We start from the raw sequence: 26,389 nt of genomic DNA, 5'->3' as shown, positions 1-26,389 counted from the left end.
CGCTCCGGCCGGGCCCCGCCCGTACAGCTGGGCTCCGCGTCAGGCCAGGCGGGCCACGCCGTCGGCCTTCGCCGCCGCGGCCACGGCCGTCGCGACGGCCTCGGCGACGCGCGTGTCGAACGGCGACGGGATCACGTAGTCGGCGGTGAGCTCGTCATCCGCGACGACACCGGCGATGGCGTCGGCGGCGGCGATCTTCATGTTCTCGGTGATCCGGGAGGCGCGGACCTTGAAGGCACCCGCGAAGATGCCCGGGAACGCCAGCACGTTGTTGATCTGGTTCGGGAAGTCCGAGCGACCCGTGGCCACGACCGCCGCGTACTTGTGCGCGACGTCCGGGTGGACCTCCGGGTTCGGGTTGGCCATGGCGAAGACGAACGCGTCCTTCGCCATCGACGCCACCGCCTCCTCCGGAACCGTGCCGCCGGAGACGCCGATGAAGACGTCCGCGCCGGCCAGGGCCTTCTCCAGCGAACCGGTCTGGCCGGTCTTGTTGGTCAGACCCGCGATCTCCGCCTTGACGTCCGTCAGGTCGGTACGGTCCGCCGAGACGACGCCCTTGCGGTCGGTGACGCAGACGTCGCCGATGCCCGCGTCCACGAGGATCTTGGCGATGGCGATGCCCGCGGCGCCGGCGCCCGAGATCACGGCGCGCAGGTCGCCGAGCGTGCGCCCGGTGAGCTTCGCGGCGTTGCGCATGGCGGCCAGCGTCACGATGGCCGTGCCGTGCTGGTCGTCGTGGAAGATCGGGATGTCGAGGGCCTCCTGGAGGCGGCGCTCGATCTCGAAGCAGCGGGGAGCGGAGATGTCCTCCAGGTTCACACCGCCGAAGGACGGGGCGAGACGGATGACCGTCTCGATGATCTCGTCCGTGTCCTTGGTGGCGAGCGCGATCGGAACCGCGTCCACACCACCGAACTGCTTGAAGAGGATTGCCTTGCCCTCCATCACGGGGAGGGAGGCCTCGGGACCGATGTCACCGAGTCCGAGCACGGCCGTACCGTCGGTGACGACGGCGACCACGTTGGACTTCCAGGTGTACTCGTTCACGAGCTCGGGCTGCTCGGCGATGGCGCTGCACACCTTCGCCACGCCCGGCGTGTAAGCCAGGGACAGGTCGTCCTTGTTGTTGACCGGCACGGTGGCCTGGATGGCCATCTTGCCGCCCCGGTGAAGCGCGAACACCGCGTCCGGGTTGTTGTCCGTCGCGCTGCTGTCACTGCGAGGGTTGACGATCTCCGCTGCCACTTTGTGTGACCCCTTAAGTCCTTTGAATCGTTGAGGGTGGCCACTCCTGGTTAAGGGGTGGGCGGGCACCGAGTACGTACTCCGCTTCGACGGTTGGACCGCCTCCGCGGAGGGGAGGTTCGTACGCGCGGGCGCGCCGCACGCGCGCCCTGAGCCCCGGATGAGGGGTGTAAGGATCTGTTCTACCCGAAGAACGCTCACCCACACGAGTCGATTCCGTCTCGACTGTAGGCGCTCTGTCATGGTTTTGGCTAAAAGTCCAAACCTTGATGTCCGATGGGCGAGACGCCCCGCAGAAAGTGTTGGGAAAACGCCTGGTCACGGCAGTATCTGCGGTGCTCATGGCCCTGCTCCGCAGTCCTGTTGGGTCAACCCGGTCGCCCGTTATGCGATTTTGACCTGACGGGCACCCTGAATGTCTCAGTCCGAATGGCAAGATGCCGTAATCACACAAGGTCGCGACACTCGATGGTGCGTGTCCGACCGCTTCTCGATCCTTTTCCACCAGCCGGAGGAACGAAGCCATGACCGCAAGCACCACCCGTCGTACGACCGCCGCACGGTCCCGGATCGCCGCGGTCGGCGCGATCGCGGTCGCCGGCGCCCTGATCCTCACCGGTTGTGGCGACCAGACCGACAACGGCACCAAGGCGAAGGACAAGACCAGCGACGCCCCGCTGTTCTCCAAGCTGCCGAAGAAGATCCAGGACGCCGGGGTCATCAAGGTCGGCACGGACGCCGCCTACGCCCCCATGGAGTTCACCGAGGGCGGCAAGATCGTCGGTGTCGACCCCGACATCGCCGACGCCCTCGGCAAGCAGCTCGGTGTGAAGTTCCAGTTCACCTCCGGCACCTTCGACGGCCTGATCACCTCCCTGGAGACCGGTCGCCAGGACATCGCCATGTCGTCGATCACCGACAACAAGCGCCGCCAGGAGGGCCTGGACGAGAAGGGCGCGAAGATCGGTAAGGGTGTCGACTTCGTCGACTACTTCTCCTCCGGCGTCTCGCTCATCGTCAAGAAGGGCAACCCGGACAACATCAAGTCCCTCGACGACCTGTGCGGCAAGACGGTCGCCGTCCAGCGCGGCACGATCTACGAGGACACCTTCAAGGCGCAGGCCGAGAAGTGCGGTGACAAGAAGCTCACCATCGAGGCCTTCGACACCGACGCCGAGGCCCAGACCCGCGTCAAGGCCGGCGGCGCCGTGGCCGACATGAACGACTACCCGGTCGCCGCGTACATCGCGAAGACCTCGGGTGGCGGCAACGACTTCGAGGTCGGCGGCCAGCAGTCCGACGTCGGCCTCTTCGGCATCGCGGTCGCCAAGGAGAACACCCAGCTGCGCGACGCCCTCAAGGAAGCGCTCGACGCCATCATCAAGGACGGCTCCTACGCCAAGGTCCTGGAGAAGTGGGACGTCAAGGGCAGTGCCGTGCCGTCCGCCACGGTCAACGCAGGCAAGTAGTCCCAGCGCTCCACGCTCCACTGAAGGGCAGTCGTAGTGACTGACAAGATCGACAAGGGGTCGGCCGCCGCACCGGCCGGCCCCGGCGCCTCGGGTTCTCCCTACGAGGCCATCAAGGCCATCCCGGTACGGCACTACGGGCGCTGGGTCAGCGCCGTCGCCGTGGCCGTGATTCTGGGCTGGCTCATCTACGCCTTCTCCCAGGGCAAGGTCATCTGGGGCACCGTCGGCGACAAGCTGTTCGACGCCTCGGTGATCGACGGCCTCTGGAACACCATCGTCATCAGCGTGCTGTCGATGCTGCTGGGCCTCGTGCTCGGCATCCTCTTCGCCGTGATGCGGCTCTCGAACAACCCGGTCACGAGCTTCGTGTCCTGGCTCTACATCTGGTTCTTCCGCGGCACCCCGGTCTACGTGCAGCTGCTGGTCTGGTTCAGCCTCCCGCTGATCTTCCAGTACATCAACCTGGGGCCGATCTACAAGAACGAGACCGTCGACGTCATGACGCCGTTCATGGTCGCCCTCCTGGGCCTCGGCCTGAACGAGGGCGCCTACATGGCGGAGATCGTCCGGGCCGGCATCCAGTCCGTCGACGAGGGCCAGAGCGAGGCCTCGCACGCGCTCGGCATGACCCGGACGCAGACCATGCGCCGCGTGGTGCTCCCGCAGGCGATGCGCGTGATCATCCCGCCCACGGGCAACGAGTTCATCAACATGCTGAAGACCTCGTCCCTGGTCTCGGCGGTGCAGTACACCGAGCTCCTGCGGGCCAGCTCCAACATCGGCAGCACGGCCGGCGCGGTCATCGAGATGTACTTCGTCGCGTCCATCTGGTACCTCGCGCTGACCAGCGTCTTCAGCGTCGGCCAGTACTACCTGGAGCGCCGCTACGCGCGCGGTTCGCTCCGCAGCCTGCCGCCCACGCCGTTCCAGCGGCTGAAGGCCAACCTGAACATGTTCCGCCGTACGGAGGTGGCGAAGTGACCGCCCAGCCGATGGTCAAGGCAGAAGGCGTCCACAAGTCGTACGGCGCCGCCCACATCCTCCGCGGGATCGACCTGGAGGTCGCCCCCCGTGAGGTCTTCTGCCTGGTCGGTCCGTCCGGCTCCGGCAAGTCGACCTTCCTGCGGTGCATCAACCACCTGGAGCGCATCAACGCCGGCCGGCTCTCGGTCGACGGCGAACTGGTGGGGTACAAGCAGAAGGGCGACAAGCTCTACGAGCTGAAGGACAGCGAGGTCGCGGCCCAGCGCCGGGACATCGGCATGGTCTTCCAGCGCTTCAACCTCTTCCCGCACATGACGGCCATAGAGAACGTCATGGAAGCCCCGGTCATGGTCAAGGGCGAGTCCAAGGCGGTGGCGCGCGAGCGTGCCGTACGCCTCCTGGACCGCGTGGGCCTCGGCGACAAGGGCGGGAACTACCCCACCCAGCTGTCCGGCGGCCAGCAGCAGCGCGTGGCGATCGCCCGCGCGCTCGCCATGGAGCCGAAGCTGATGCTCTTCGACGAGCCCACCTCGGCGCTCGACCCGGAGCTGGTGGGCGACGTCCTGGACGTCATGCGGGACCTGGCCGAGTCGGGCATGACCATGATCGTGGTCACGCACGAGATGGGCTTCGCCCGCGAGGTCGGCGACAACCTCGTCTTCATGGACGGCGGAGTGGTCGTCGAGTCCGGCAACCCGCGCGACGTCCTGGGCAACCCCCAGCACGACCGCACCAAGGCGTTCCTCTCCAAGGTGCTGTAGGACTTCGGTGCTGTAGGACTTCGCGTCACGGTCGAGGGGCGGTACGGATTGCCGTACCGCCCCTCAGCCGTTCCCGGATCTTTCCAGGTCCCTACTTCAGACCTAGGACCAGCGCGTCCGAGGGGGAGCGCCAGACCGTACGGGCCTCCGCGAACCCGGCGTCGAGCAGGGTGCGCGCGTGCCAGGCCTCCGAGGGCGTGTCGCCGTCGGCGTGCTCCCCGTAGATCTCGAAGCGCTTCTTCGTCGGCTCGGCCAGCAGCGGGTCGGCGGCCGCCAGGGCCCACCACTCGCGCCAGTCCGGCACCCCGGCCGCCTTGGCCCGGTCCATGCCGGCGTGCCGGTGGGCGTGCTCGGCGGCGTCGATGCGCGGGGTGGCCGGGTCGGGCATGTGGTCGGCGTTCATGAACACCCCGCCCGGGGCCACGAGCGGCGCGAGCTGCCCGTAGAGGACGGCGAGGTCCTCGCTCGGCAGCCAGTGCAGGGCGGTGGCGGTCAGGATCGCGTCGTACGACGCGTGGGGGAGCGCGGCGCGCCAGTGCGGGTCCTTGAGGTCGGCGGTCACGAAGGTGACCCGTTCGTCGCCGGCGAAGTGGCCCTCGGCGATCGTCAACAGCGCCGGGTCGAGATCGACGCCGGTACTGGTGGCTCCCGGGAACCGCTTGAGGACGCGGTCCGTAATACTTCCCGTACCGCACGCGAGATCCAATACCCGGGGGGTGGGGCCGACCAGTGCCTCGACCATGTCCAGCATCACCCGGAACCGCTCCTCGCGGTCGGGCATGTACCACTCCTGCTGCCGGTCCCAGCTGTTCTGCCAGGCCTGCCAGTACCCGGCGCCGATAGCCGTTTCGGCCGTGCTCGTCGCCGTATCCGCCGTATCCGTCGTATTCGCCATCACGAACCCCTCCGTACGTAATACCCTCGAAGACGTCTCAGCTGTTACGAGGGACATTAATCCGCATCCGTAAGGACTACAAGTGGAACTGGCCCATTACTCGGACTTCGCCGTGCGCCTGGTCAACACCGAGGAGCCGGCCCGCAACAAGGACTCGCTCACCTCGGTGGACGCCGTCCGCTCGCTGTTCGGCGCCAGCCAGCAAATGGCCCGCCGCGTCACCGACACCGACGTCACCCGCTTCCGCAACGTCCGGGCCCGGCTGCGCGCCGTCTTCGAGGCCGCCGACGGCGGCGACCACGTCCTCGCCGTCGACCTGCTGAACTCCCTGCTCATGGAGTTCCCCGTCAGCCCCCAGGTCTCCGGCCACGAGACCCTCGACGAGACCGGCCGCCCCGACTGGCACATCCACCTCGCCGACCACCCCTCGAACGCCTCCGCGGGCTACGCCGCCATCGCGTCCTTCGGCCTGGCCTTCCACCTCACCGAGCACGGCCCCGACCGGCTCGGGCTGTGCCAGGCCGCGCCCTGCCGCAACGCCTACCTCGACACCTCCACCAACCGCTCGCGGCGCTACTGCTCCGACCGCTGCGCCACCCGCGCCAACGTCGCCGCCTACCGCGCCCGCAAGCGGCTGGAGGCCGAGGCGTCCGCCCAGAGCGGCCGCAGCGCCGAAACCGCCCAGGAGAGCCGCGCCCTCAGCGAGCGCTGACCCTCCTCGCGCGGCCGGAAGCGAAGGACGGCCGTCGCCAGCACCAGCTCGTCGGGCACCGGCCCGTAGACGGTGCTGTCGCCGGTCTCGTTGTACGGGTTGTCGCCGAGCACCCACCAGCAACCGCCGGGCCGCCGCTCCACGGCCCGCTTCACCACCAACAGGTCCTGCTGGAACGGGTGGCGCAACACGACCACCGCACCCGGCCGCACGCGGGCCCCGTAGCGGACCAGCAATTGGTCGCCGTTCAGCAGCGTGGGCACCATCGACGCCCCCGTCACCTCGGCCACCCCGAACTGCTTCCGCGGGCGCGTGTTCTCCACCATGCGTGTCCTCCTCGTCACACCCGCATGCTGCCGCACCGTCCCGTACGTTCGCTCACCGGTCCGGCCGAGCCACTGGACTTTTGTCCTAAGCCCACGGGGGCGCCCGCGAAATCCGCTTCTCCAGCGAGTAATCTCCCCCTTGAGAAGACGATCACGAGGAGGACACACTCCATGCTTTCCCGCCTCTTCGCCCCCAAGGCGAAGGTCTCCGCCCACTGCGATCTTCCGTGCGGCGTGTACGACCCTGCCCAGGCCCGCATCGAGGCCGAGTCCGTCAAGGCCGTGCAGGAGAAGTACCAGGCCAACGACGACGCCGACTTCCGCGCGCGCGCCATCACCATCAAGGAGCAGCGCGCCGAGCTCGCCAAGCACCACGTCTCGGTGCTGTGGAGCGACTACTTCAAGCCCCCGCACTTCGAGAAGTACCCGCAGCTGCACACCCTGGTCAACGACACCCTGAAGGCCCTCTCGGCCGCCAAGGCGTCGAACGACCCGGCGACCGGCGCGAAGGCCCTTGAGCTCATCGCCGAGATCGACCGCATCTTCTGGGAGACCAAGGCCGCCTGATCCGGCGCCCTGCACCTCCCCGCGCTGCTGGTCAGAGCGCGAACGAGAACGGCCCGACTGCCTTCGCGGCAGCCGGGCCGTTCTCGTCTCCACGACTGCTCACTCGTCGGCGTCGTCGTCCTCGTCGTCCAGGCGGGCCAGCCAGGTGGCCAGGCGTTCCACCGGGACCTCGAAGTCCGGGTTCAGGTCGACGAAGGTGCGCAGCTGCTCGGCGAGCCACTCGAAGGTGACCTCCTCCTCGCCGCGCCGCTTCTCCAGCTCCTCGATGCCGCGATCGGTGAAGTACAAGTCGAGCTCCGTGTCCAAGGGTGTGTTTCCCGCCAGGATAATCCGCGGGCCGGCACGGACCTCCCGTCCGCCGTTCCCCCGGGGCTAGCCTTTACGCCTCACGAGCGGGGGGCGCGAATGACGGACGGGCGCACGGGCGGATCCGGGCGCGCCTTCGAGCTCCTGGAACCCCTCGTTCTCGCGGCGACCGTACGCGTCCACGCGCCCCCGGGCGGGTATGGGTCCACTGGGCCCGGGACCACCTGGGGGAGCGGCTTCTTCATCGCCCCCGGCTGGGTCCTGACGTGCGCGCACGTGGTCGGCGAAGGGGGTGGGGCCACCATGCGCATCACCGGGCGCGAGGTCGGCATCACCTTCTCCTCCGGCGGCAACGGCGCGACCGGGACGGTCGTGGGGCGCGTGGAGCGGGTGCTGCCCGAGCGGCTGGACGAGCGGCGCCCCGCCCGCGGCGCCCTGTGGGACCTGCCCGACCTGGCGCTCGTGAAGGTGCTCGCGCCCGTCTCGCACGCCTGCGTCTGGCTGACCGACCGCTCCAGGCCCCGCTTCGACGAGGTCGCCTACTTCGGCTGCACCGAGGACCTCGGCACGCCCGAGATCACCGGGCGCACCACCCGGCTGCGCGGCAGCGCGGGCAACGGCGCGGCGATCCGGCTCGGCGACGACGACGAGATCGAGCCCGGCATGTCCGGCGGACCCGTGGTGGACCTCGTACGCGGCGAGGTCGTCGGCGTGGTCAAGGCCCGCCGGCACACCGGCGGCGGCGGGCTCGCCGTGTCCGTGGTGCAGCTGCGGACCCTGCCGTCCGGCGGGCACGGGCAGAGCGGGCTCTACCACCGCGTCGTGCAGGCCCACGACCTGCACCACTACGACGAGCACCTCAGCGACCTCGGCACCCGCCGGACCTGGACGGACGTGCAGGACGAACTCGCCGCCCCGGACGGCGACCCGTACGGCGGAACGTACGGCGGGCGCGGTCGGCTCGCCCCCGGCGAACGCACCACGCTCTTCGGGCTGCTCGCAGAACTCCCCCCGCCCGGCTCCTCCGAGGACGTCCGCGCCCTGGTCGAGGCGGCCCGCGGGGAGGAGCCGGATCCGCATCCACCCGCCCCGCTGAGCTGGCGCGACGGAGTGGGAATGCTGTACGACCCGCCGGGCGGGGCGGGGGAGGTCATGGGGATGCTCCGCTACGCCACGGACGTGAGCGTGGCCGACTACCGCGAGGCGCCGGCCCCCGGCGCGGACGAGGAGCTGTGGGACTGGACCCGGGCCGCGGCCGGGAGGCTGTGGCGCCCGCAGCGGCGGGAGCTGGGCGAGCGCCGCGAGCAGGGACTGGTGGCGCGCGAAGGGCGGATCAACGCCTTGGCCCGGCGGGTCGTGCGCGGCCCGGCGGCCCGGCCGTCGGCCGGCCTGCCGACCGGGGCATCCGCCCTGCTGGAGCTGTGGGCGCACGCCTGGGAGCAGGACGTCTACGACTGGCGGGTCTCGGTGCTCGCCGGCCCGGCGCACCCGGGGCGGCTGACACCGGTGGACTCGGGCGTACGGGCCTCCATGCGGGAGCTGCCGGAGGTGTTGCGGGCCCCGCTCGCCGAGGCCTTCCGGCGTACCGACACCGACGAGGTGACCGGCGTCCTCGAAGTCGCCGTCGACCCCGAACTGTTCGGGACGGCCGTGGACGACTGGAGGCTGGTCGGGGGTGTACCGGTCGGGGTGCAGCGGCCGGTGGTCTTCCGGTGGGCGGCCGGCAGCCGGGCGGCGACGCCCGAGGCCGCCGCCCGGTGGGCCAGGGTGCTCGCGGGACCGCTCCTGGCCGAACGGGGCGACTGCGTACGCGGCCGGCCGCGCAGCCCGTCGCCGCAGTGGCTGGCCGGGCTCCCGGACCACACCGTGCCCGTGCACTGCCGGGCAGCGGAACGGGAACCGACCCTCGGCTCGCTGCACGCGGTGCGGGACCTCGGGTACGGCGTCGTGGTGATCCGCCGGCCGCCGGCCGACCCGGGAGCCCCGTGCGCGCCCTTCCACCGCGGGCAGCGGGAGGAACTGGCCGACGCCGACCGGGGTGAGGCGCTGCCGCGGCGGTTGCAGGCCCTGCGCGGGCGGATGTACGGGGCGGACCCCGACGCGTACTGGGCCGCCGGATCGGGACTGGTGTGGGAGGACCCGGCGCGGCCGCTGCCGGACGACGAACCTCTGCAAGGCGACTTGTGACGGCGCGGCGGATTCGAACAGGGGAGCGTCAAATGAATGACGAGTGGCTCATCTACCGCGGTGTCGGCGAGCCCCATGACGGGATCGACGCGCTGCCCGACCCGCCGCCCTGGCGGGATTTCGACGGCGCTCCGGTGGAGGAGCCCGACGGCCCGGCAGCCGGGTCCGGCGCGGCCGACGGGGCCATCGCGAGGCGCCTCGGGGCGCACCGGCAGGCCGCCGAGCTGCACCGGCCCGAGCCGGAGGAACTGGAAGCCATCAACGCCGCGTTGTACCTGAGGCGGCCGTTGCTCGTCACGGGCTTCCCCGGCACCGGGAAGTCAACGCTCGCGCACGCCGTGGCCCACGAGCTGAAGCTGGGGCGGGTGCTGCGCTGGCCGGTGGTGTCGCGGACCGTGCTCCAGGACGGGCTGTACCGGTACGACGCCCTCGCGCGCCTCCAGGACGTACAGATCGCGGCCGGCGGGGGCGGACAGGGCGGCGGACACGGCGGCGGACAGGGCAGTGGTCCGGGCGGCGGTCCGGGCGGCGCGCCCGGGATCGGGAAGTACATCCGGCTCGGGCCGCTGGGTACCGCCCTGCTGCCCAGCGCGCGGCCCCGCGTGCTGCTGATCGACGAGCTCGACAAGAGCGACATCGACCTGCCGAACGACCTGCTGAACGTGCTGGAGGAGGGGGAGTTCGCCCTCCCCGAACTGGAACGGGTCGCCGACACCGAGCCCGAGGTGCGGGTCCTCACCGACGACGGGGCGAAGGTGACCGTCCGCGGCGGCCGGGTGCGCTGCCGCGCCTTCCCCTTCATCATCCTGACCAGCAACGGGGAACGGGACTTCCCGGCCGCCCTGCTGCGCCGCTGCATCCAGCTCAAGCTCGGGCAGCCCGGCGAGAAGCGGCTCGCCACCATGGTCCGCGCCCACCTCGGGGAGGAGGCCGCCCGGTTGGGGGCCGACCTGATCCGGGAGTTCCTCAGCCGCTCCCAGTCGGAGCTGGTCGCCGCCGACCAACTGCTCAACGCCGTCTACCTGACGCACTACGCCGCCCCGCCCACCCGGGAGGACCTCGCGGACCTGCTCATCCAGCGCCTCGACCGCCCGAGGTGACCGGCCGTGCCTGATCCCGCCGCACCCCGTATCCGTGAACTCGCCGCGCTGCTGGGCGCGGCCGGACTCGACCCGTCCGCCGAGGAGATCGCCGACGCGCTGTGGCTGGCCGGGCGGATGCGGCGGCCGGCGGAAGGGCCGCAGGCGGCCCCCGCACGGGTGCCCGCCCCCGAGGCGGAGGCCGAGGAACCGGTCGGGCCGCCGCCGGTGGAGCCCGAGCGGCCGGAACCGGAGGCCGAGGACCAGGTCAGGCTCTACGCGCCCGGAGCGCACCGACCCACCGAAGCGGAGGCGGACGGGGCGGAGTTCCCGGGGGAGTCCGGAGTGCCCGTAAGGGTGCCGGGCGCTGCCGCGCTGCCGCGCATCCTCGACATCCAGCGGGCCCTGCGCGCCCTCCAGCGGCACCGGCCGCCCGCCCCGCCCACCCGCAGGGTGCTCGACGAACCGGCCACCGCCGAGGCCAGCGCGCGGGCCCTCGGGCTGGTCATCCCGGTGCTCAGACCGGAGAGCCGGCGCGAGGCGACCGTACGGCTGGTGATGGACGCCTCGCCCTCGATGGCCGTCTGGCAGGACATGTTCGAGGAACTACGCTCCGTGTGCGAGCGGTTGGGTGCCTTCCGGGACGTCCAGGTGCACTACCTCCACCGGCTCGGGGACGGCACGGTGGTGCTCGGACGCGGGCCCGTCGCGGGAGCCGGACTGCGCTCCGGGGACCAGCTGCGCGATCCGACCGGGCGGGCCCTGACCATGGTGGTCTCCGACTGCGCCGGCCCGATGTGGCGCGAGGGCTCGGCGCAGCGCCTCCTGCACCGCTGGGCCGAATGCACCCCGTGCGTGGTCGTCCAGCCGCTGCCGCAGCGGCTGTGGGGGCGCAGCTGGCTGCCGACCGAGCGGGGCACGCTCGCCCGGATCGAGGGCGCCGGCGGGAAGCTGAGGTTCCGGTCCGACCGCAAGCCGTTGCCAGGACGGCCCACGGGCGGGCTGACCGTGCCGGTGCTGCCGCCGAGCGCGACCGCCCTCGGGGCATGGGCCCGGCTCGTCGCGGGGCTGGGCAGCGGGCCGGTGCCGGCCGAGGTGGGCCGGGTGCTGGCCGACCACCCGGGCACGCCCCCGCCGCAGCCGAGGGCCGCCCGGCCGCCGCGCGAACTCGTGGCGCGGTTCCGGTCCTCGGCCGCGCCCCGGGCCGTACAGCTCGCGGTGTACCTGTCGGCGGCGCCGCTGACACTGCCCGTGATGCGGCTGGTGCAGCGCACGATGCTGCCGGACTCGGAGCCGTCCGACCTGGCCGAGGTGCTGCTCAGCGGGCTGCTGCGGCGCAGCGGGCCGGAGTTCGGGCAGTGGTACGAGTTCGTACCGGGGGTGCAGGACGTACTGCTGGGGCCGCTGGGACGGGACGAGGCGGCGCTGGTGCTCAAGCACTGCTCGGAGTACGTACTGGCGCACTTCGGGCGGGGCGTACGGAACTTCCCCGCGCTCGCCGTCTCGCAGCTCACGGGGGCGCCGGCGCCGGCCGCGGACGCCCCGGTGGACGGAGCCGGCGCCCCGACGGGGCGGCTCCCGCGGGCCTTCGCCGAGGTCTCCGCGAAGGTCGTACGACGCTACCTGCCCGGAATCCCGGAAGAGGGCCCGGGGATCCGGGAGCCGGCGCCGCCGGAGCGGTCCCGGGCGGTGCGGGCCGCGCGGGACCGGCTGGCGGACGGGGACGGGAGCGGGGACGCGCGGGCGCTGTACGAGGCCGTGGCGGCACTGCGGCGGGCCGTGGCGGCCCCGGCCGGGCCCGGGGACCCGCCGGAGGAGGCCGAGACCGAGCTGGCCGGGGCGTTGCTGAGGCTGTGGGCCGCCCAGCGGGACCCGGAGCTGCTGGCCGAGGCCGAGCGGGCCCTGACGGGTACGCGGACGGCCGCGGCGCGGGCCGCCCGCGGCCGGGTGCTGTACGAACGGGCCCTGGCGGGCGCGCCCGACGCGGAGCTGCTGGCCGCGGCGGACCGGGAGTTCGCGGCGGCGGGCGCCGGCGAGGCGGACCCGGAGCTGCGCCGCGACTGCGCGGTCCGGCGGGCCGAGACCCTGATCCGGCTGAGCGCCCTGCGCGAGGACCCCACGGCCCTGCGCGAGGCACGCGCTGCCCTCGACCCCCTGGCAGGCCCCGCCCCCGCCCCCGGCCCGGTCCCGGTCCCGCACCCGGAGCTGCAATTGGCCCTGGGCCGCGTCCTGCTGGCCCTCCTGTCGCACGCCCGGTCCCCGGCCGACCGCACGCCACTGGCCGAGGAATCCGCCGCCCGTCTGACCTCCGCCCTGACGGCCTTCCTGGGCGTCCCCGCGCCCCTGCACGACGCGGAGCGGACCCGACGGCGCGTGGCGGGGGTGCGGGTGGAGCTGGCCGGGGCGCTGCGGTACCTGCCCTGGCGGCTGGGAGAGGCGGCCGGGCAACTGGGAACCGCCCTGGAGGAGGCCGACGGGGATCCGGAGCTGCGGGTGGCCGCCCTGGTGTGCCAGGCCCGGGTGCACCGGGCGCGGTACGCGCGGGACGCCGACCCGGTGGCGCTGGAGGACGCGGCCGAGGCGTACGGCCGGGCCCGGCGACTGATCCCCCGGGACGCGGAGGTCTTCGGGGAACTGCTGCCCGAATGGGGCGACGTACTCCTGGAGCGGGCACGGGCCGCCGACGGGCGGCGGTTCACCGGCGCGGCCGTGCGCGTACTGCGCGACAGCCGGGCCGCGGTCCCGCAATCCGACCCGGGGGCCGCGCACCGGCTGCGGCGCCTCGCCACCGGGCTGCGGCTGCGGCACGCCTACGAGGGCGACCCGGTGGACCTGCTGGAGGCGGAGCACCTGCTGGAACTGGCCGCCCGGCAGAGCCGGAGCCCCCTCGACCGGGCCCGCGCCCTGCGGGACCACGGCGACGTACAGCAGGAGATCCACGCCCACACCCGGGCCCTGGACCGCCTCGACCGGGCCGCGGACTCCTACCGGCGGGCCTGGCGGGCCGCCCTGGAGGCAGACCGGGCCGAGCCGGTGGATCAGGCGGAGCGTGCGGACACCGCCGTCCGGCTGGCGGCCCGCGTGCAGGAGCTGCGCGGGGCGGTGCTGGAGCGGCTGGCCCGACCCCGGGCGGCCCTGGACGCGTACCGCTCCGCCCTGGACCTGTGGGCGCGACTCGGCCCCGCCATCGGCGCCGACGAGGAGCGGCGCGAGGCCCTGCGCGCCCGCACTCGCGCCCTGGAAGCAGACCTCTGAGCAGTTTCCGCACGCCAGGGGAAGGGAAAGGGCAGTGGACCATCGAAGGCGAAGCAATCCGAGGCAACAGGGGGACGGGCAGCCCATGGTGACTCAGCGTCAGGAGGCAGTCGCGAGCCGCGAGTGCTCTGGAAGGCTGCCGGACCTCTCCGGGCTGGACCTGGCCGCGCTGCGCGGGATCGACGATTCCGTGCTCGCCCACGTGATCGAAGGCATGGTCGAGCGCGTGACCCATCCGGCCGAAATCCTGAACGCCTACGACGACCCGGGATCGTCCGATCACGCGTGATCCCGATCCACCTCGCCTGAAAGCGAGTTGAACGGGTTGACCACTTTCCGCCGTTAGCCGGCACCTGCCGAGGGGCAGGGATGGACCGTCCGCAGCGGGGAGGTGCAGCGATGAGCCGAACGATCACGAGCGATCCCGTGCTGCCCACCGACCGGAGCCCGCACCCCGCGGACCGCCCCGCCCCCGTGCCCCTCGGCCCGGCTGGTGGGGCTCCGCCCCACACCCCGCGCCTCAATCGCCGGCGGGGCTGGGGTGGTGCCCCCGGGCGGGGTCTTGGCCCGTCGGGTTGGTCCGCGGTGTCCCTCCGGGGCGTCTGCGGCCCGGCTGGTGGGGCTCCGCCCCACACCCCGCGCCTCAAACGCCGGCGGGGCTGGGGTGGTGCCCCCGGGCGGGGTCTTGGCCCGTCGGGTTGGTCCGCGGTGTCCCTCCGGGGCGTCTCCTCGTCCTCGCGCACTGGGGCACGGCTCGATGGGGAGGATGGTTGCGCGCTCGTCCTGCGGGGACGCCCCGCAGTGCCCCCGCTCCCCCCGACGGCCAAAACCCCGCCCCGTTGGGCCGGGAGCGTGCCGTTGGGGTGGGGACACGGCGGAGTGTCCCCGCAGGACGAGCGCGCAACCACGCTCACTTGTCGAAGCACCTGCCCAGTGCGCGAGGACGAGGAGATGCTCCGGCGGGGCACCGCCCCAACCCGGCCGGTCCCGGCCCAGGAAAATCCAGCCTCGCCGGCGATTGAGGCGCGGGGTCCGGGGCGGAGCCCCGGCAGCAGCGCCGCCCCGACCGGGCCGGTCCCGGCCAGTGGGCATAACCCGGCCCCGCCGGGAGGCACGCGGCGGAGCCCCGGCAGCAGCGCCGCCCCGACCAGGCCGGTCCCGGCCAGGGGGCACAACCCGGCCCCGCCGGGAGGCACGCGGCGGGGCCCCGGCAGCGACGCCGCCCCGACCAGGCCGGTCCCGCCCCAGGGGCAAACCCGGCCCCGCCGGCGATCGAGGGCCGCCTCGTGACCGCCGCCCCCGCCGCCTTCCACGTCCCCTCCTCCACCCTGCGCGCCCTCGCCTCCACCGAGCCCACCGCGGAGGGCACCCGCCTGGTGCGCGACGTACGCCGCTCCAAGCGGCTGCTCCTGCTGCGCGCGGTGCTCGACGCCGCCCCCGGCGGCCGCTCCGGGGAGGCCGCCGACCACTGGGCCCTCCTGGAGGAGGCCGAACGCCACGACCCGGACGCGGTGCGCGACGTACTGCACTACCCGGCCACCGGGGTGTGGGCCGAGGAGACCCTGCGCCGCCTGCACGCCCCGTCGGGGCCGCCGCCCGACCTCGGCCACCTCGGAGCCCTCGCCGCAGCCGCCGCCCTGCGCGCCCGGATCGCCTTCACCCACACCCTGCGGCCCCTGCACGGACGGCTCGTGCTGCCCACCCTCGGACTGCTGCGCCCGGACCGGACCGGCCCGCTCGCCCTCACCGAACGCTCCTGGGACCCCGCGGACCCGGCCACCCTGCCCCTGCACGCCCTGCCCGGCGGCCGCACCGCCCTCGACGACCTCGACCCCTACCGGGCACCCGGCCCCGCGCGCCCCGCGCCCGCCCGCCCCGCCCGCCGGCTCACGCCCAAGGGACACAAGCGCTGGGACACCCAGTGGACCGGCGCGCTCACCCTGCTCCAGCGCTACGACACCACCCGCGCGCAGGAGACCGTGCAACTGCTGCGCTCCGTCGTCCCGCTCGGCGGCGGCTCCCGCTCCAGCGGCGCGACCCTCCCCGCGGCCGCCGGCTCCGTCCTGGCCCGCGCGCAGGCCCCGCCCGCGCTGGCCGCCACCCTCGTCCACGAGGTGCAGCACGGCAAGCTGACCGCCCTCACCGACGTCCTGACCCTGCACACCGCCGACCGCACGCCCCGCCACTGGGCCCCCTGGCGCAGCGACCCCCGCCCGCTGGAGGGACTCCTGCACGGCACCTACGCCCACCTGGCCCTGGCCGGGTACTGGCAGCGCGCCGCCCTCTACGGGGCGCGCGGCGCCTGGGCCCAGCACGCCCGGATCCGCGCCCAGGTGGCCGCCGTACTGCCCGCACTGCGCGCCCACGAGCGACTGACGTCCGCCGGACGGGAGTTCACCGACGCGATGGCCGCCGCCGAACGGGCCATGGACGAACTCCCGCCCCCCGGCGACCAGCACGCCGCCGCCCGCCGGGCCGTCGACCGCGAACGCGCCGCCTGGTGCGAGGCACACCCCGAACTCGTGCCGTTCGCACAAGGTTGACGGGCCGTCCGCTGCGGTAGGTTTTCAACCCCGTCCACTGCCCGGATTCCAGGGAGACGGTCGCATGACCACCGGTAGTCGGCAGGACCAGGGCCCAGCCGCTGGGCCGCAGCGCTTCGTCATCAGCTTCGCCGGTTTCAACCGCCCCTGGGCCGTGTGGATCGCCCACCGCCTGGAGGAGCACGGCCACCGCGCGTCCCTCCAGCGCTGGGACCCGCAGAACAGCGCCGGCCTCGACCAGGCCCTCGACGACCTCGCCCGCTCCGGGAGCCGGGTCGTCCTCGTGCTCAGCGAGCGCTACTTCTCCGCCGGCACCCACACCGACGAGGAGTGGAACACGGCGCTGCGCGCGGTCACCGACCGGCACCCCGACCGGTTCGCGGCGGTCTGCCTCACCGACGCGCCGCTGCCCACCGCCGTGGCCGTCCTGGAGAAGACCGACCTGTGGGGCCTCGACGCGTACGAGGCCGAGTACCGGGTGCTGCGCCGGCTGGAGCTGTCCACCGACCGGATCGGCACCGAGACCGGCCGCCGCGGCCCCCGCTTCCCCAACGACCCGCCCGAGATCTGGGGCCGCGTCCCGCGTCGCAACCCCCGCTTCACCGGCCGCAACGACGTCATCGGCACCCTGCGCGAAGCCCTCGCCGAGGCCCCGACCGGCGCCTCCACCGTCACCCTCCTCGGGCTCTCCGGCGTCGGCAAGACCCAGGTCGCCACCGAGTACGCCTACCGCTTCGCCTCCGAGTACGACGTGGTGTGGTGGGTCCCCGCCGAAGACCGGCCCACCCTGCGCGAACGCCTCGCCGATCTGGCCCCCGCGCTCGGACTGCCGCGCGGCGCGGGCAGCTACGGCGAGCAGATCCGGGCCGTGCTGGAAGCGCTGCGGCGCGGATCCCCGTACAGCCGCTGGCTGATGGTCTTCGACGGCTGCGACAACCCCGACGACCTCATCGACCTGCTGCCCTCCGGCGCCGGCGACGTCATCATCACCTCCCGCAACCGCGAGTGGGCCGCCCGCCACACCAGCCTCGTCGAAGTCCCGCTCTACGCCCGCCCCGAGTCCGTCACCTTCATCCGCCGCCGGGCCCGCCGGCTCAGCCCCGACGAGGCCGACCAACTCGCCGAGGCCCTGGAGGACTACCCGCTCGCCCTCGACCAGACCGCCGGCTGGCTCGCCGACTCCCCGCTGACGGTCGGCGACTACCTGGCGCTGCTCCAGCGCCGACTGGACTCCCGCGAGGCCGTCACCGTCTCCGACGACTACCCGCTGCCCTTCCCCACCGCGCTGGCCATACTCCTCAACAACGTGCGGGAGAACTTCCCCGACGCCCTCGCCCTGCTGCGGCTGTTCGTCTTCTTCGCCCCCGGGCCCGTGCCGCTGCGGCTGCTGCGCGAATTCCCCGCCGACGACGTGCCCGAACAGCTCGCCGGGCTGATCAACGACCAGATCCGGTGGAACGCGGCCCTCAACAAACTCGTCCAGTTCTCCGTCGTCCGCCTGGAGTACTCGGACCTGCCCGTGGAGGAGGGCGGCGGCGGGCTGGAGACCGTACAACTGCACCGCATGGTCCACGGCATCGTCCGCGAGAACCTCTCCGAGGAGGAGGCCGGACCGCTCTCCCGCGCCGTCCGCCAGGTCCTCGCCGCGGCCGACCCCGGCCGGCCCTCCGACTCCCGGCTCTGGCCCCGGTACGCCGAACTCGTCCCGCACCTGGGCCCGTCCGGGGTCATCACCAGCAGCAACCCGCGGATCCAGACCTTCCTGCTGCACTGCCTGCGCTACCTCATCCTCGCCGGGGAGTACCGCACCTGCCTGCGACTGTCCGAGGAGACCGACCAGGTCTGGCGGAACATGCTGGGCGAGGACCACCCCAAGGTCCGCGAGCTCAGCTACCAGTACGGCGGAGCCCTGCGCAACCTCGGCCTGTTCCGGCGGGCCGAGACCCTCACCCGGGCCCGCGCCGCCGAACTCACCGAAGAGCGCGGCGACCGCGACCTGGAGACCCTGCGCGCCACCAGCTCGTACGGCGGAGTCCTGCTGTGCATCGCCAAGTTCGAGCCCGCCCGGGAAATCTTCGAGCACTGCCTGACCACCTACCGCGAACTGCTCGGCGAGGACGACTCCACCACCCTGGCCGCCCAGAACAACCTCGCCGCCACCTACCGCCTCCTCGGCCGCTACCAGGACTCCTACGACCTCGACCTGGACACCCTGCGCCGCCGCGAGCGCGTCCTGAGGGCCCACCACATCTCCACCCTGTCCTCGGGCATCGCCTGCGCGATGGGGCTGCGGCTGATGGGCCGCTACCGGGAGGCGCAGACCCGCCAGGAACAGGGCCTCAAGGTCAACACGCAGGTACTGGGCCTCGACCACCCGCAGACCCTGCGGGCCGAACACAACCTGGGGATGTGCCTGCGCCGCTCCGGGGACATCGCGGGCGCGGGCCGGCGGCTGCGGATCGTGTGGGAGCGGGCCACGCGCGTCTTCGGGGTCGACTACCCGTGGACGCTGATGGTGGCCTCCGACTACGCGACCTATCTGAGGGAGTACGGGGACGTCGGCGAGGCCCGCCGGATCTCCGAGGACGTGGTCCGCGGCTACCAGTCGCAACTCGGCCTCGCCCACCCGTACAGCATCGGCACGGTGGGCAACCTGGGCCTGATCCTGCGGGCCCAGGGCGAACGGGCGGAAGCCCTGTCCCTCGCGGAGCAGGCGCTGGTCGGCATGCGGGGCGCGGTCGGTGACCGGCATCCGTGGGCGCTGGGCTGCGCGCTGAACGCCACCGGGCACCGCAACATCACCGGGCACCGGGAGGACGCGCTGTCCCTGAGCCGGGAGACCCTGCGGGGTGCGGAACAGGTCCTCGGGCCGGACCATCCGATGACGCTGAGCGCGCAGATCGCCCTGGCGGCGGACCTGCGCTCGGTCCGCGAGGACGAGGAGGCGGCCAAGCACGAGGACGCGGGCATCAAGGCGTTGACCCGCACCCTGGGAGCCCAGCACGTCCACACCATCTCCGCGAAACAACGCGTCCGCCCGTACTGGGACTTCGAGCCCCAGCCGTAGCCCTGGCCGGGCGGTGCGAGGCCGGGTGCGGCTCCGCCGCTGGGGCTCCGCCCCAGACCCCGCGCCTCAAACGCCGGCGGGGCTGGATTTGGCTGATGCCGTCCGCCCAATCCAGCCCTCCGGCGTTTGAGGAGCGGGTCCGGGCGGAGCCCGGTGCCCGGCGGAGCCGGGTTCTACGTCGGCGGGGCTGCGATGCCGGAAGGCCCGGCTCCCCCGAGAGGGGCCGGGCCTTCCGTACTGCTGAGCCGCGCAGCGACTAGGCCTCGAAGACCTCGTTCAGCAGGAGCTGCTGCTCCGCCTGGTGGCGCTTCGCGGAGCCCACCGCCGGGGACGAGCCGTGCGGGCGCGAGATGCGCCGCAGGCGCTCGCCCGCCGGGACGTCCGCGCCGACCGCCAGGTCGAGGTGGTCGATCAGGTTCAGCGCGATGAACGGCCACGCACCCTGGTTCGCCGGCTCCTCCTGCGCCCAGATGTACTTGGCCGCGTTCGGGAACTTGGCGATCTCCGCCTGGAGCTCCGCACCCGGGAGGGGGTACAGGCGCTCGATGCGGAGGATGGCGGTGTCGGTGATGCCGCGCTTCTCCCGCTCGGCCTCCAGGTCGTAGTAGACCTTGCCCGCGCAGAAGACGACCTTGCGGACCGCGTTCGCGTCCACCGTCGTGTCACCGATGACCGGACGGAACGAACCGGTCGTGAACTCCTCCGCCTTCGACGCCGCGGCCTTCAGACGCAGCATCGACTTCGGCGTGAAGACGACCAGCGGCTTGTGGTGCGGGTTGTGGACCTGCCAGCGCAGCAGGTGGAAGTAGTTCGACGGCAGGGTCGGCATGGCGACCGTCATGTTGTTCTGCGCGCACAGCTGGAGGAAGCGCTCCGGGCGGGCGGACGAGTGGTCCGGGCCCTGGCCCTCGTAGCCGTGCGGGAGGAGCAGGGTGACGCCGGAGGTCTGGCCCCACTTCTGCTCCGCCGAGGAGATGAACTCGTCGACGACGGTCTGCGCGCCGTTGACGAAGTCACCGAACTGGGCCTCCCAGAGGACCAGCGCGTCCGGGCGGGCCAGCGAGTAGCCGTACTCGAAGCCCATGGCCGCGTACTCGGAGAGCAGCGAGTCGTAGACGTTGTAGCGGGCCTGGTCGTCCGAGAGGTACAGCAGCGGGGTGTAGTCCTCGCCCGTCTCCCGGTCGATGAGGACCGCGTGGCGCTGGCCGAACGTGCCGCGGCGGGAGTCCTGGCCGGACAGCCGGACCGGGGTGCCCTCCATCAGCAGCGAACCGAAGGCCAGGGTCTCGCCCATGCCCCAGTCGATGGTGCCGTCGTCGATCATCGCCGCGCGGCGCTGCAGCTGCGGCAGCAGACGCGGGTGGACGGTGACGCCCTCGGGGATGTTGACCTGGGACTCGGCGATCCGCTTGACGACGTCCTGCGAGATCGCGGTGTTCATGGTCACCGGGAACTCGGCCTGCGCGGCCGGGGAGACCGGCGGGGCGAGCGCGGGCTGCGTGGCGGCCTCGCGGACCTCCGCGAAGACCTTCTCCAGCTGGCCCTGGAAGTCCTGCAGCGCCTGCTCGGCCTCTTCCAGCGTGATGTCGCCGCGACCGATGAGGGACTCGGTGTACAGCTTGCGCACCGAGCGCTTCTTGTCGATCAGGTCGTACATCAGCGGCTGCGTGAACGCCGGGTTGTCGGACTCGTTGTGGCCGCGGCGGCGGTAGCAGATGAGGTCGATGACCACGTCCTTGTTGAACGCCTGGCGGAACTCGAACGCCAGACGGGCAACGCGGACCACGGCCTCCGGGTCGTCGCCGTTCACGTGGAAGATCGGCGCCTCGATCATGCGGGCCACGTCGGTCGCGTACATCGAGGAACGCGAGGACTCCGGGGCGGCGGTGAAGCCGACCTGGTTGTTGATGACCACGTGCACGGTGCCGCCGGTGCGGTAACCGCGCAGCTGCGACATGTTCAGCGTCTCGGCGACCACGCCCTGGCCGGCGAAGGCCGCGTCGCCGTGCAGGGCCAGCGGCAGGACGGTGAAGTCCGTGCCGCCCTTGTTGATGACGTCCTGCTTGGCGCGGGCGACACCCTCCAGGACCGGGTCGACCGCCTCCAGGTGCGAGGGGTTCGCGACGAGCGAGACCTTGATCTGCTCCCCGTCCAGGCCGGTGAACGTGCCCTCGGCGCCCAGGTGGTACTTCACGTCGCCGGAGCCGTGCATCGACTTCGGGTCGAGGTTGCCCTCGAACTCGCGGAAGATCTGCGCGTACGACTTGCCGACGATGTTCGCCAGGACGTTCAGGCGGCCGCGGTGGGCCATGCCGATGACGACCTCTTCGAGGCGGGCCTCGGCGGCCGAGTCGATGACGGCGTCGAGCAGCGGGATGACGGACTCGCCGCCCTCCAGGGAGAAGCGCTTCTGGCCGACGTACTTCGTCTGCAGGAAGGTCTCGAAGGCCTCGGCCGCGTTCAGCCGGCGCAGGATGCGCAGCTGCTCCTCGCGCTCCGGCTTGCTGTGCGGGCGCTCGATGCGGTCCTGGATCCAGCGGCGCTGCTTCGGGTCCTGGATGTGCATGAACTCGACACCGGTGGTGCGGCAGTACGAGTCGCGCAGCACGCCGAGGATGTCACGGAGCTTCATCATCGACTTGCCGGAGAAACCGCCGACCGCGAACTCGCGCTCCAGGTCCCACAGGGTGAGGCCGTGCTCGGTGATGTCGAGGTCGGGGTGCTTGCGCTGCTTGTACTCCAGCGGGTCGGTGTCGGCCATGACGTGGCCGCGGACCCGGTAGGAGTGGATCAGCTCGAAGACGCGGGCGGCCTTCGTGACGTCGTCGTCGTGCGAGGCGTCGATGTCCCGGAGCCAGCGCACGGGCTCGTACGGGATGCGCAGCGCCTCGAAGACGTCGTCGTAGAAGCCGCTCTCGCCGAGCAGCAGGTTCGCGACGATGCGCAGGAACTCGCCGGAGGCCGCGCCCTGGATGACCCGGTGGTCGTAGGTCGAGGTCAGGGTCATGACCTTCGAGATGCCCAGCTTGTTCAGGGTGTCCTGCGAGGTGCCCTGGAACTCGGCGGGGTAGTCCATGGAACCGACGCCCATGATGACCGACTGTCCGGGCATCAGGCGGGGCACGGAGTGCACGGTGCCCAGGCCGCCGGGGTTGGTGAGGGAGACCGTCACACCGGTGAAGTCGTCCATCGTCAGCTTGCCGACGCGGGCGCGGCGGACGATGTCCTCGTAGGCCTGCCAGAACTCGAAGAAGTTGAGGGTCTCGGCCTTCTTGATGCCGGCGACGACGAGCTGGCGGTCGCCGTTGGGCTTCACCAGGTCGATCGCGAGACCGAAGTTGATGTGCTCGGGCTTGACCAGGGTCGGCTTGCCGTCCTTCTCCGCGAAGGAGTGGTTCATGGCCGGCATGGCCTTGATCGCCTGCACCATCGCGTAGCCGATGAGGTGCGTGAAGGAGATCTTCCCGCCCCGCGCGCGCTTGAGGTGGTTGTTGATGACGATGCGGTTGTCGAACAGCAGCTTCACCGGGACGGCGCGGACGGACGTGGCCGTCGGGACCTCGAGGGAGGCGTTCATGTTCTTGGCTACGGCAGCCGCCGGGCCGCGGAGCGTCACCAGCTCGGGGCCCGTGGGGGCCTCGGTGGCGGGCGCGGCCTTCTGGGGGGCTACGGAGGGGGCGGGCGCGGCCGGTGCGGCGGCCGGGGCCTGGGAGGTGACAGTCACAGCAGGGGCACCAGAGGGGGTGGCAGGAGCAGGGGCAGGAGCTGACACAGGCGGAGGAGTCGACGCTGCGGGCGCTGCGGCGCGAGCCGCCCCCGTGGCGGCGGCGTCGGCGACCTGAGGAGCTGCGACGGTGGTGGCGGCCTGTGCGGAGGCGCCATCCGTCGTCGGGGTCTTCACGGGCTCTTCGGCCTTGACCGGAGCGGCAGCGCCCCCCGGCTTGTAGTCGGCGAAGAAGTCCCACCAGGCCCGGTCGACCGAGTTCGGGTCCTGGAGGTACTGCTGATAGATCTCGTCGACGAGCCACTCGTTCGCGCCGAAGCCTGAGGCAGGGTTCTTCCCGCCTTCTGCTGCTTCGGTCGTGGTGCTCGGGTTACTGGGGGACTGTGGCGACACGGCGGCAACCGCCCTCTTCCGCTTCACAAGGTATGGACAGCGGGAATAAAGGCTACGCCTCCTGGGCCGTGAGATGCAGACCAGGCGGGAGATCCGTCATGTAGGTCACATCGAACGGCGGGTTTCACCGTCTGGAATGGCGGGAAACAAGCGTGGTTCGGGTAGGGGGCACCGAGGTTGCGGCCCCCATGGCTTCGCACCCCTGACGGACCCCGGGTACGTGTGGCCGAGATCATGTCCTTCCCACTCGAACCCTACGTCAACACGGCGCCTATGAGCTGCCCGGAAGCGTGACGAGGATGCGGCAGCCCCGTGACGATTCGGCCACTCCGATCCGGCCCCCGTGCAGTTCCACGGCCCAGCGCGCGATCGCCAGGCCCAGCCCGGTACCGCCGTCGCCGCCGCGCGCGCTGCCCCGGTTGAACCGCTCGAAGACCCGGGCGCGCTCGGCCTCCGGGATGCCGGGCCCTTCGTCCCGTACTTCCAGAGCCAGGCTCCCGGGCGCGTCGCCGCCCCGGGCGCGGACCGTGACCCGGCCGTGCGGGGGGCTGTGCTTGACCGCGTTGTCGATCAGGTTCGCCACCACCTGGTGCAGCCGCTCGGCATCCGCGTACGCCGTCAGCTCGGGCGGGTGCACGTCCAGGTGCAGGTGCACGTCGTTGCGGGTGTGCCCGCCCGAACCGGAGAGCAGCCCCGGCCGGCCGGCCGCCGCCAGCCCCGACTCCTTCAGGACGCCCGACAGGTACGGCCACACCTCGAAGCGGCGCGCCTTCAGCGGGACCACCCCGTTGTCCACCCTGGACAGGTCCAGCAGGGTCTCCACGAGCCGGCCCAGACGCTCGGTCTGCTTCAGCATCGTGCGCATGGTCTCCGGATCGGCGGCCGAGACCCCGTCGACCACGTTCTCCAGGACCGCGCGGAGCGCGGCGATCGGCGTGCGCAGCTCGTGCGAGACGTTGGCCACGAGCTCCTTGCGGTGCCGGTCCACCGCCTCCAGGTCGTCCGCCATCAGGTTGATCGTGGCGGCCAGGTCGCCCAGCTCGTCGCGGCGCCCCGCCCCGCGCACCCGCCGGGTGTAGTCGCCGTGGGAGATCGCCCGGGCCACCGTGGTCATGTCGTCCAGCGGCGCCGTCAGGCTGTGCGCCACGAACTGCGTGATCAGCATCGAGGCGATCACCGAGAAGACCGTGATGAAGCGCAGCTCGGTCTCGGTGCGCAGGGCCACCAGCAGCAGGCCCGTCGTGATGAAGACCGAGACCACCACGAGCGTGCCCAGCTTGGTCTTGATCGAGAAGGGCGAGAAGGGCCGCAGCCCTTCCCCCGGCGGCCGGCGGCCGGTCACGCCTGCGCCGGGGTCTCCAGGGCGTACCCGACGCCGTGGACCGTACGGATCCGCTCGGCGCCGATCTTCCGGCGCAGGGCCTTGATGTGGCTGTCGACCGTACGCGTCCCCGACGCGTCGGCCCAGTCCCAGACCTCCGCCAGCAGCTGCTCCCGGGAGAGCACCGCCCGCGGGGTCCCGGCCAGGCACACCAGCAGGTCGAACTCGGTCGGCGTCAGGTGCACGTCCTCGGCCTGCACCCGGACCCGGCGCTGCGCGTGGTCGATCTCCAGGTCGCCCAGGCGCAGGGTGGCCCCGCGCGGGGTGTGCGCGGCGAGGGTCGCCCGCTCCACGCGCCGCAGCAGCACGTGCACCCGGGCGGCCAGCTCGCGCATCGAGAACGGCTTCGTCATGTAGTCGTCCGCGCCGACCCCGAGCCCGACCAGCAGGTCCGTCTCGTCGTCCCGGGCGGTGAGCATCAGCACCGGGACCGGGCGCTGGGCCTGGACCCGACGGCAGACCTCCAGCCCGTCGAAGCCGGGCAGCATCACGTCGAGGACGAGGAGCTCGGGGAGCCAGGTCTCGGCCGCGGCGACGGCGGCCGGGCCGTCCGAGGCCGTCTGCACCTGGAAGCCCTCGGCCCGCAGGCGGGCCGCGATGGCCTCGGCGATGGTCCGGTCATCCTCGACGACGAGTACGCGCCGCTGGGCGCCAGGTGTCGCCGAGGCTCCGTTGTGGGTGGTGTGTGTCTGTTCCATGTCCCGTCCCGGTGCCGACCGTGCTGATCCGTACTGATCCCGCTGATCCCGCTGATCCTTCTGATCCCGTGTGTCAGGGGTGCAGCGTAGAGGAGGCTCCAGCCCGCGGCTACGCAGGGTTCCCACATGCCGGTTTGTATCGAAAGTCCAGATGGGGGGCGGTATGTGGGGGGTATCGGCCGGGGCCGGCCGGGCGTGGGCCGGGGCTCTGGCCAGGGTCCGGACTACCCCTCGAACCCGGGGAGCGCGCTCAGTACGCCCGCCAGCGCGGGCGGCATGGACCCGTCGTCGGTGGCCACCTCGAAGCCGCCGTGGACGAACGCGTACATGTATCCGTCGTAGACCACCGGGCCCCCCGTCGAGACCCTCGGCAGGTGCGGGAAGTCGGCCTTCTTCAGGGCGGCGCGCAGGGCGTCCAGGTCCTCCGGCGACATCTTTCCGGTCCCCGTCGGCTTGGCCTTGGCGTCGAGTCGGGTCCAGGAGCCGTCGCCCTTGACGATCACGGTGTGGGTCCGACCGGCGAAGCCTCCGCTGCGGGTCACGCGCACGAGGGTCTCGGCGGCGTCGGGGGACGTGCCGGCGGTGGGGCTCGCGGCGGCGGTGGCGGTGGCCGAAGGCGAAGCGGACGGCGATCCGGACGGCGGGCCGGACAACGGTTCGGACGGCGCGCGGGAAGGCGAGCCGGTCAGCGTGCCGGAAGACGAGCCGGACGGCCCGCACCCCGCCAGGACCACCGCACTCAGCAGTACCGCCGCAACCGCTCGGAACGCGCGCACACCCACCTCCGCAGG

19 protein-coding genes are annotated in these 26,389 nt (G+C 72.3%); 11 read left to right on the top strand and 8 right to left on the bottom strand.

Annotated elements, in window-relative coordinates; translation table 11 throughout:
• Positions 1-39: 39 nt before the first annotated feature.
• Positions 40-1,248: an NADP-dependent malic enzyme gene (locus tag ACFV9H_RS26720; RefSeq protein WP_385402787.1), complete on the bottom strand. Its 1,209-nt coding sequence runs from the start codon at positions 1,246-1,248 to the stop codon at positions 40-42.
• A 524-nt stretch (positions 1,249-1,772) separates the two neighbouring features.
• Between ACFV9H_RS26720 and ACFV9H_RS26715 the strand changes: the two genes are divergently transcribed.
• The 3 genes from ACFV9H_RS26715 to ACFV9H_RS26705 are packed head-to-tail and all read left to right on the top strand — an operon-like array spanning position 1,773 to position 4,465.
• Positions 1,773-2,717, top strand: a complete 945-nt coding sequence (locus tag ACFV9H_RS26715; RefSeq protein ID WP_385402784.1) for an ABC transporter substrate-binding protein — start codon at positions 1,773-1,775, stop codon at positions 2,715-2,717.
• Positions 2,718-2,753: 36 nt separating this feature from the next.
• Complete coding sequence (locus ACFV9H_RS26710; protein ID WP_385402782.1) at positions 2,754-3,701, top strand: amino acid ABC transporter permease; 948 nt, start codon at positions 2,754-2,756, stop codon at positions 3,699-3,701.
• A gap of 11 nt (positions 3,702-3,712) precedes the next feature.
• Complete coding sequence (locus ACFV9H_RS26705; protein WP_385402789.1) at positions 3,713-4,465, top strand: amino acid ABC transporter ATP-binding protein; 753 nt, start codon at positions 3,713-3,715, stop codon at positions 4,463-4,465.
• Between the two features lie 91 nt (positions 4,466-4,556).
• Here ACFV9H_RS26705 and ACFV9H_RS26700 read toward each other — a convergent pair whose 3' ends face one another.
• Positions 4,557-5,360, bottom strand: a complete 804-nt coding sequence (locus ACFV9H_RS26700) for a class I SAM-dependent methyltransferase (protein WP_385402779.1) — start codon at positions 5,358-5,360, stop codon at positions 4,557-4,559.
• Positions 5,361-5,442: 82 nt separating this feature from the next.
• On the opposite strand from ACFV9H_RS26700, the gene ACFV9H_RS26695 reads away from it, so the two are divergent.
• Complete coding sequence (locus tag ACFV9H_RS26695) at positions 5,443-6,072, top strand: CGNR zinc finger domain-containing protein (protein WP_385402777.1); 630 nt, start codon at positions 5,443-5,445, stop codon at positions 6,070-6,072.
• On the opposite strand, the gene sodX is transcribed toward ACFV9H_RS26695, so the two are convergent.
• Positions 5,976-6,398, bottom strand: coding sequence for a nickel-type superoxide dismutase maturation protease (gene sodX / locus ACFV9H_RS26690; protein ID WP_385402775.1), 423 nt, complete (start codon positions 6,396-6,398; stop codon positions 5,976-5,978). The genes ACFV9H_RS26695 and sodX overlap by 97 nt on opposite strands.
• 171 nt (positions 6,399-6,569) lie before the next feature.
• On the opposite strand from sodX, the gene sodN reads away from it, so the two are divergent.
• Entirely contained in the window at positions 6,570-6,965 is a 396-nt protein-coding gene (sodN, locus tag ACFV9H_RS26685; RefSeq protein WP_030709803.1) for a superoxide dismutase, Ni, read from the top strand.
• 99 nt (positions 6,966-7,064) lie between these two features.
• On the opposite strand, the gene ACFV9H_RS26680 is transcribed toward sodN, so the two are convergent.
• Complete coding sequence (locus ACFV9H_RS26680; RefSeq protein WP_030709801.1) at positions 7,065-7,253, bottom strand: DUF6104 family protein; 189 nt, start codon at positions 7,251-7,253, stop codon at positions 7,065-7,067.
• A gap of 117 nt (positions 7,254-7,370) precedes the next feature.
• Between ACFV9H_RS26680 and ACFV9H_RS26675 the strand changes: the two genes are divergently transcribed.
• The 6 genes from ACFV9H_RS26675 to fxsT all read left to right on the top strand — a co-directional run bounded on the left by ACFV9H_RS26675 (position 7,371) and on the right by fxsT (position 19,402).
• A complete protein-coding gene (locus ACFV9H_RS26675; RefSeq protein ID WP_385402774.1) occupies positions 7,371-9,458 on the top strand; it encodes a trypsin-like peptidase domain-containing protein in 2,088 nt (695 codons plus the stop codon).
• 32 nt (positions 9,459-9,490) lie between these two features.
• A complete protein-coding gene (locus ACFV9H_RS26670; protein ID WP_385402772.1) occupies positions 9,491-10,558 on the top strand; it encodes an AAA family ATPase in 1,068 nt (355 codons plus the stop codon).
• A gap of 6 nt (positions 10,559-10,564) precedes the next feature.
• Positions 10,565-13,792 carry an SAV_2336 N-terminal domain-related protein gene (locus ACFV9H_RS26665; protein WP_385402770.1) on the top strand — a complete coding sequence of 1,076 codons (3,228 nt, stop codon included), beginning with the start codon at positions 10,565-10,567 and terminating at the stop codon, positions 13,790-13,792.
• An 85-nt stretch (positions 13,793-13,877) separates the two neighbouring features.
• Positions 13,878-14,081 (top strand): FxSxx-COOH cyclophane-containing RiPP peptide, encoded by a 204-nt coding sequence (fxsA, locus tag ACFV9H_RS26660; RefSeq protein WP_385402768.1) that lies wholly within the window; start codon positions 13,878-13,880, stop codon positions 14,079-14,081.
• Positions 14,082-15,078: 997 nt separating this feature from the next.
• A complete protein-coding gene (locus ACFV9H_RS26655; protein ID WP_385402766.1) occupies positions 15,079-16,335 on the top strand; it encodes an aKG-HExxH-type peptide beta-hydroxylase in 1,257 nt (418 codons plus the stop codon).
• A 64-nt stretch (positions 16,336-16,399) separates the two neighbouring features.
• Complete coding sequence (fxsT, locus tag ACFV9H_RS26650) at positions 16,400-19,402, top strand: FxSxx-COOH system tetratricopeptide repeat protein (RefSeq protein ID WP_385402763.1); 3,003 nt, start codon at positions 16,400-16,402, stop codon at positions 19,400-19,402.
• A 256-nt stretch (positions 19,403-19,658) separates the two neighbouring features.
• On the opposite strand, the gene ACFV9H_RS26645 is transcribed toward fxsT, so the two are convergent.
• The 4 genes from ACFV9H_RS26645 to ACFV9H_RS26630 all read right to left on the bottom strand — a co-directional run bounded on the left by ACFV9H_RS26645 (position 19,659) and on the right by ACFV9H_RS26630 (position 26,374).
• On the bottom strand, positions 19,659-23,519 hold the full coding sequence (locus tag ACFV9H_RS26645) for a multifunctional oxoglutarate decarboxylase/oxoglutarate dehydrogenase thiamine pyrophosphate-binding subunit/dihydrolipoyllysine-residue succinyltransferase subunit (protein ID WP_385402761.1): 3,861 nt from the start codon (positions 23,517-23,519) through the stop codon (positions 19,659-19,661).
• A gap of 271 nt (positions 23,520-23,790) precedes the next feature.
• Positions 23,791-24,861: an ATP-binding protein gene (locus ACFV9H_RS26640; RefSeq protein WP_385402759.1), complete on the bottom strand. Its 1,071-nt coding sequence runs from the start codon at positions 24,859-24,861 to the stop codon at positions 23,791-23,793.
• Positions 24,858-25,598 carry a response regulator transcription factor gene (locus ACFV9H_RS26635; protein WP_385402756.1) on the bottom strand — a complete coding sequence of 247 codons (741 nt, stop codon included), beginning with the start codon at positions 25,596-25,598 and terminating at the stop codon, positions 24,858-24,860. Before ACFV9H_RS26635 ends, ACFV9H_RS26640 begins: the two co-directional genes overlap by 4 nt.
• Before the next feature lie 224 nt (positions 25,599-25,822).
• Entirely contained in the window at positions 25,823-26,374 is a 552-nt protein-coding gene (locus ACFV9H_RS26630; protein WP_385402754.1) for a hypothetical protein, read from the bottom strand.
• Positions 26,375-26,389 lie beyond the last annotated feature (15 nt).

It is taken from the genome of Streptomyces sp. NPDC059874, from assembly GCF_042731135.1.
Lineage (GTDB): Bacteria > Actinomycetota > Actinomycetes > Streptomycetales > Streptomycetaceae > Streptomyces.
This window is presented reverse-complemented; position numbering and strand designations above follow the sequence as displayed.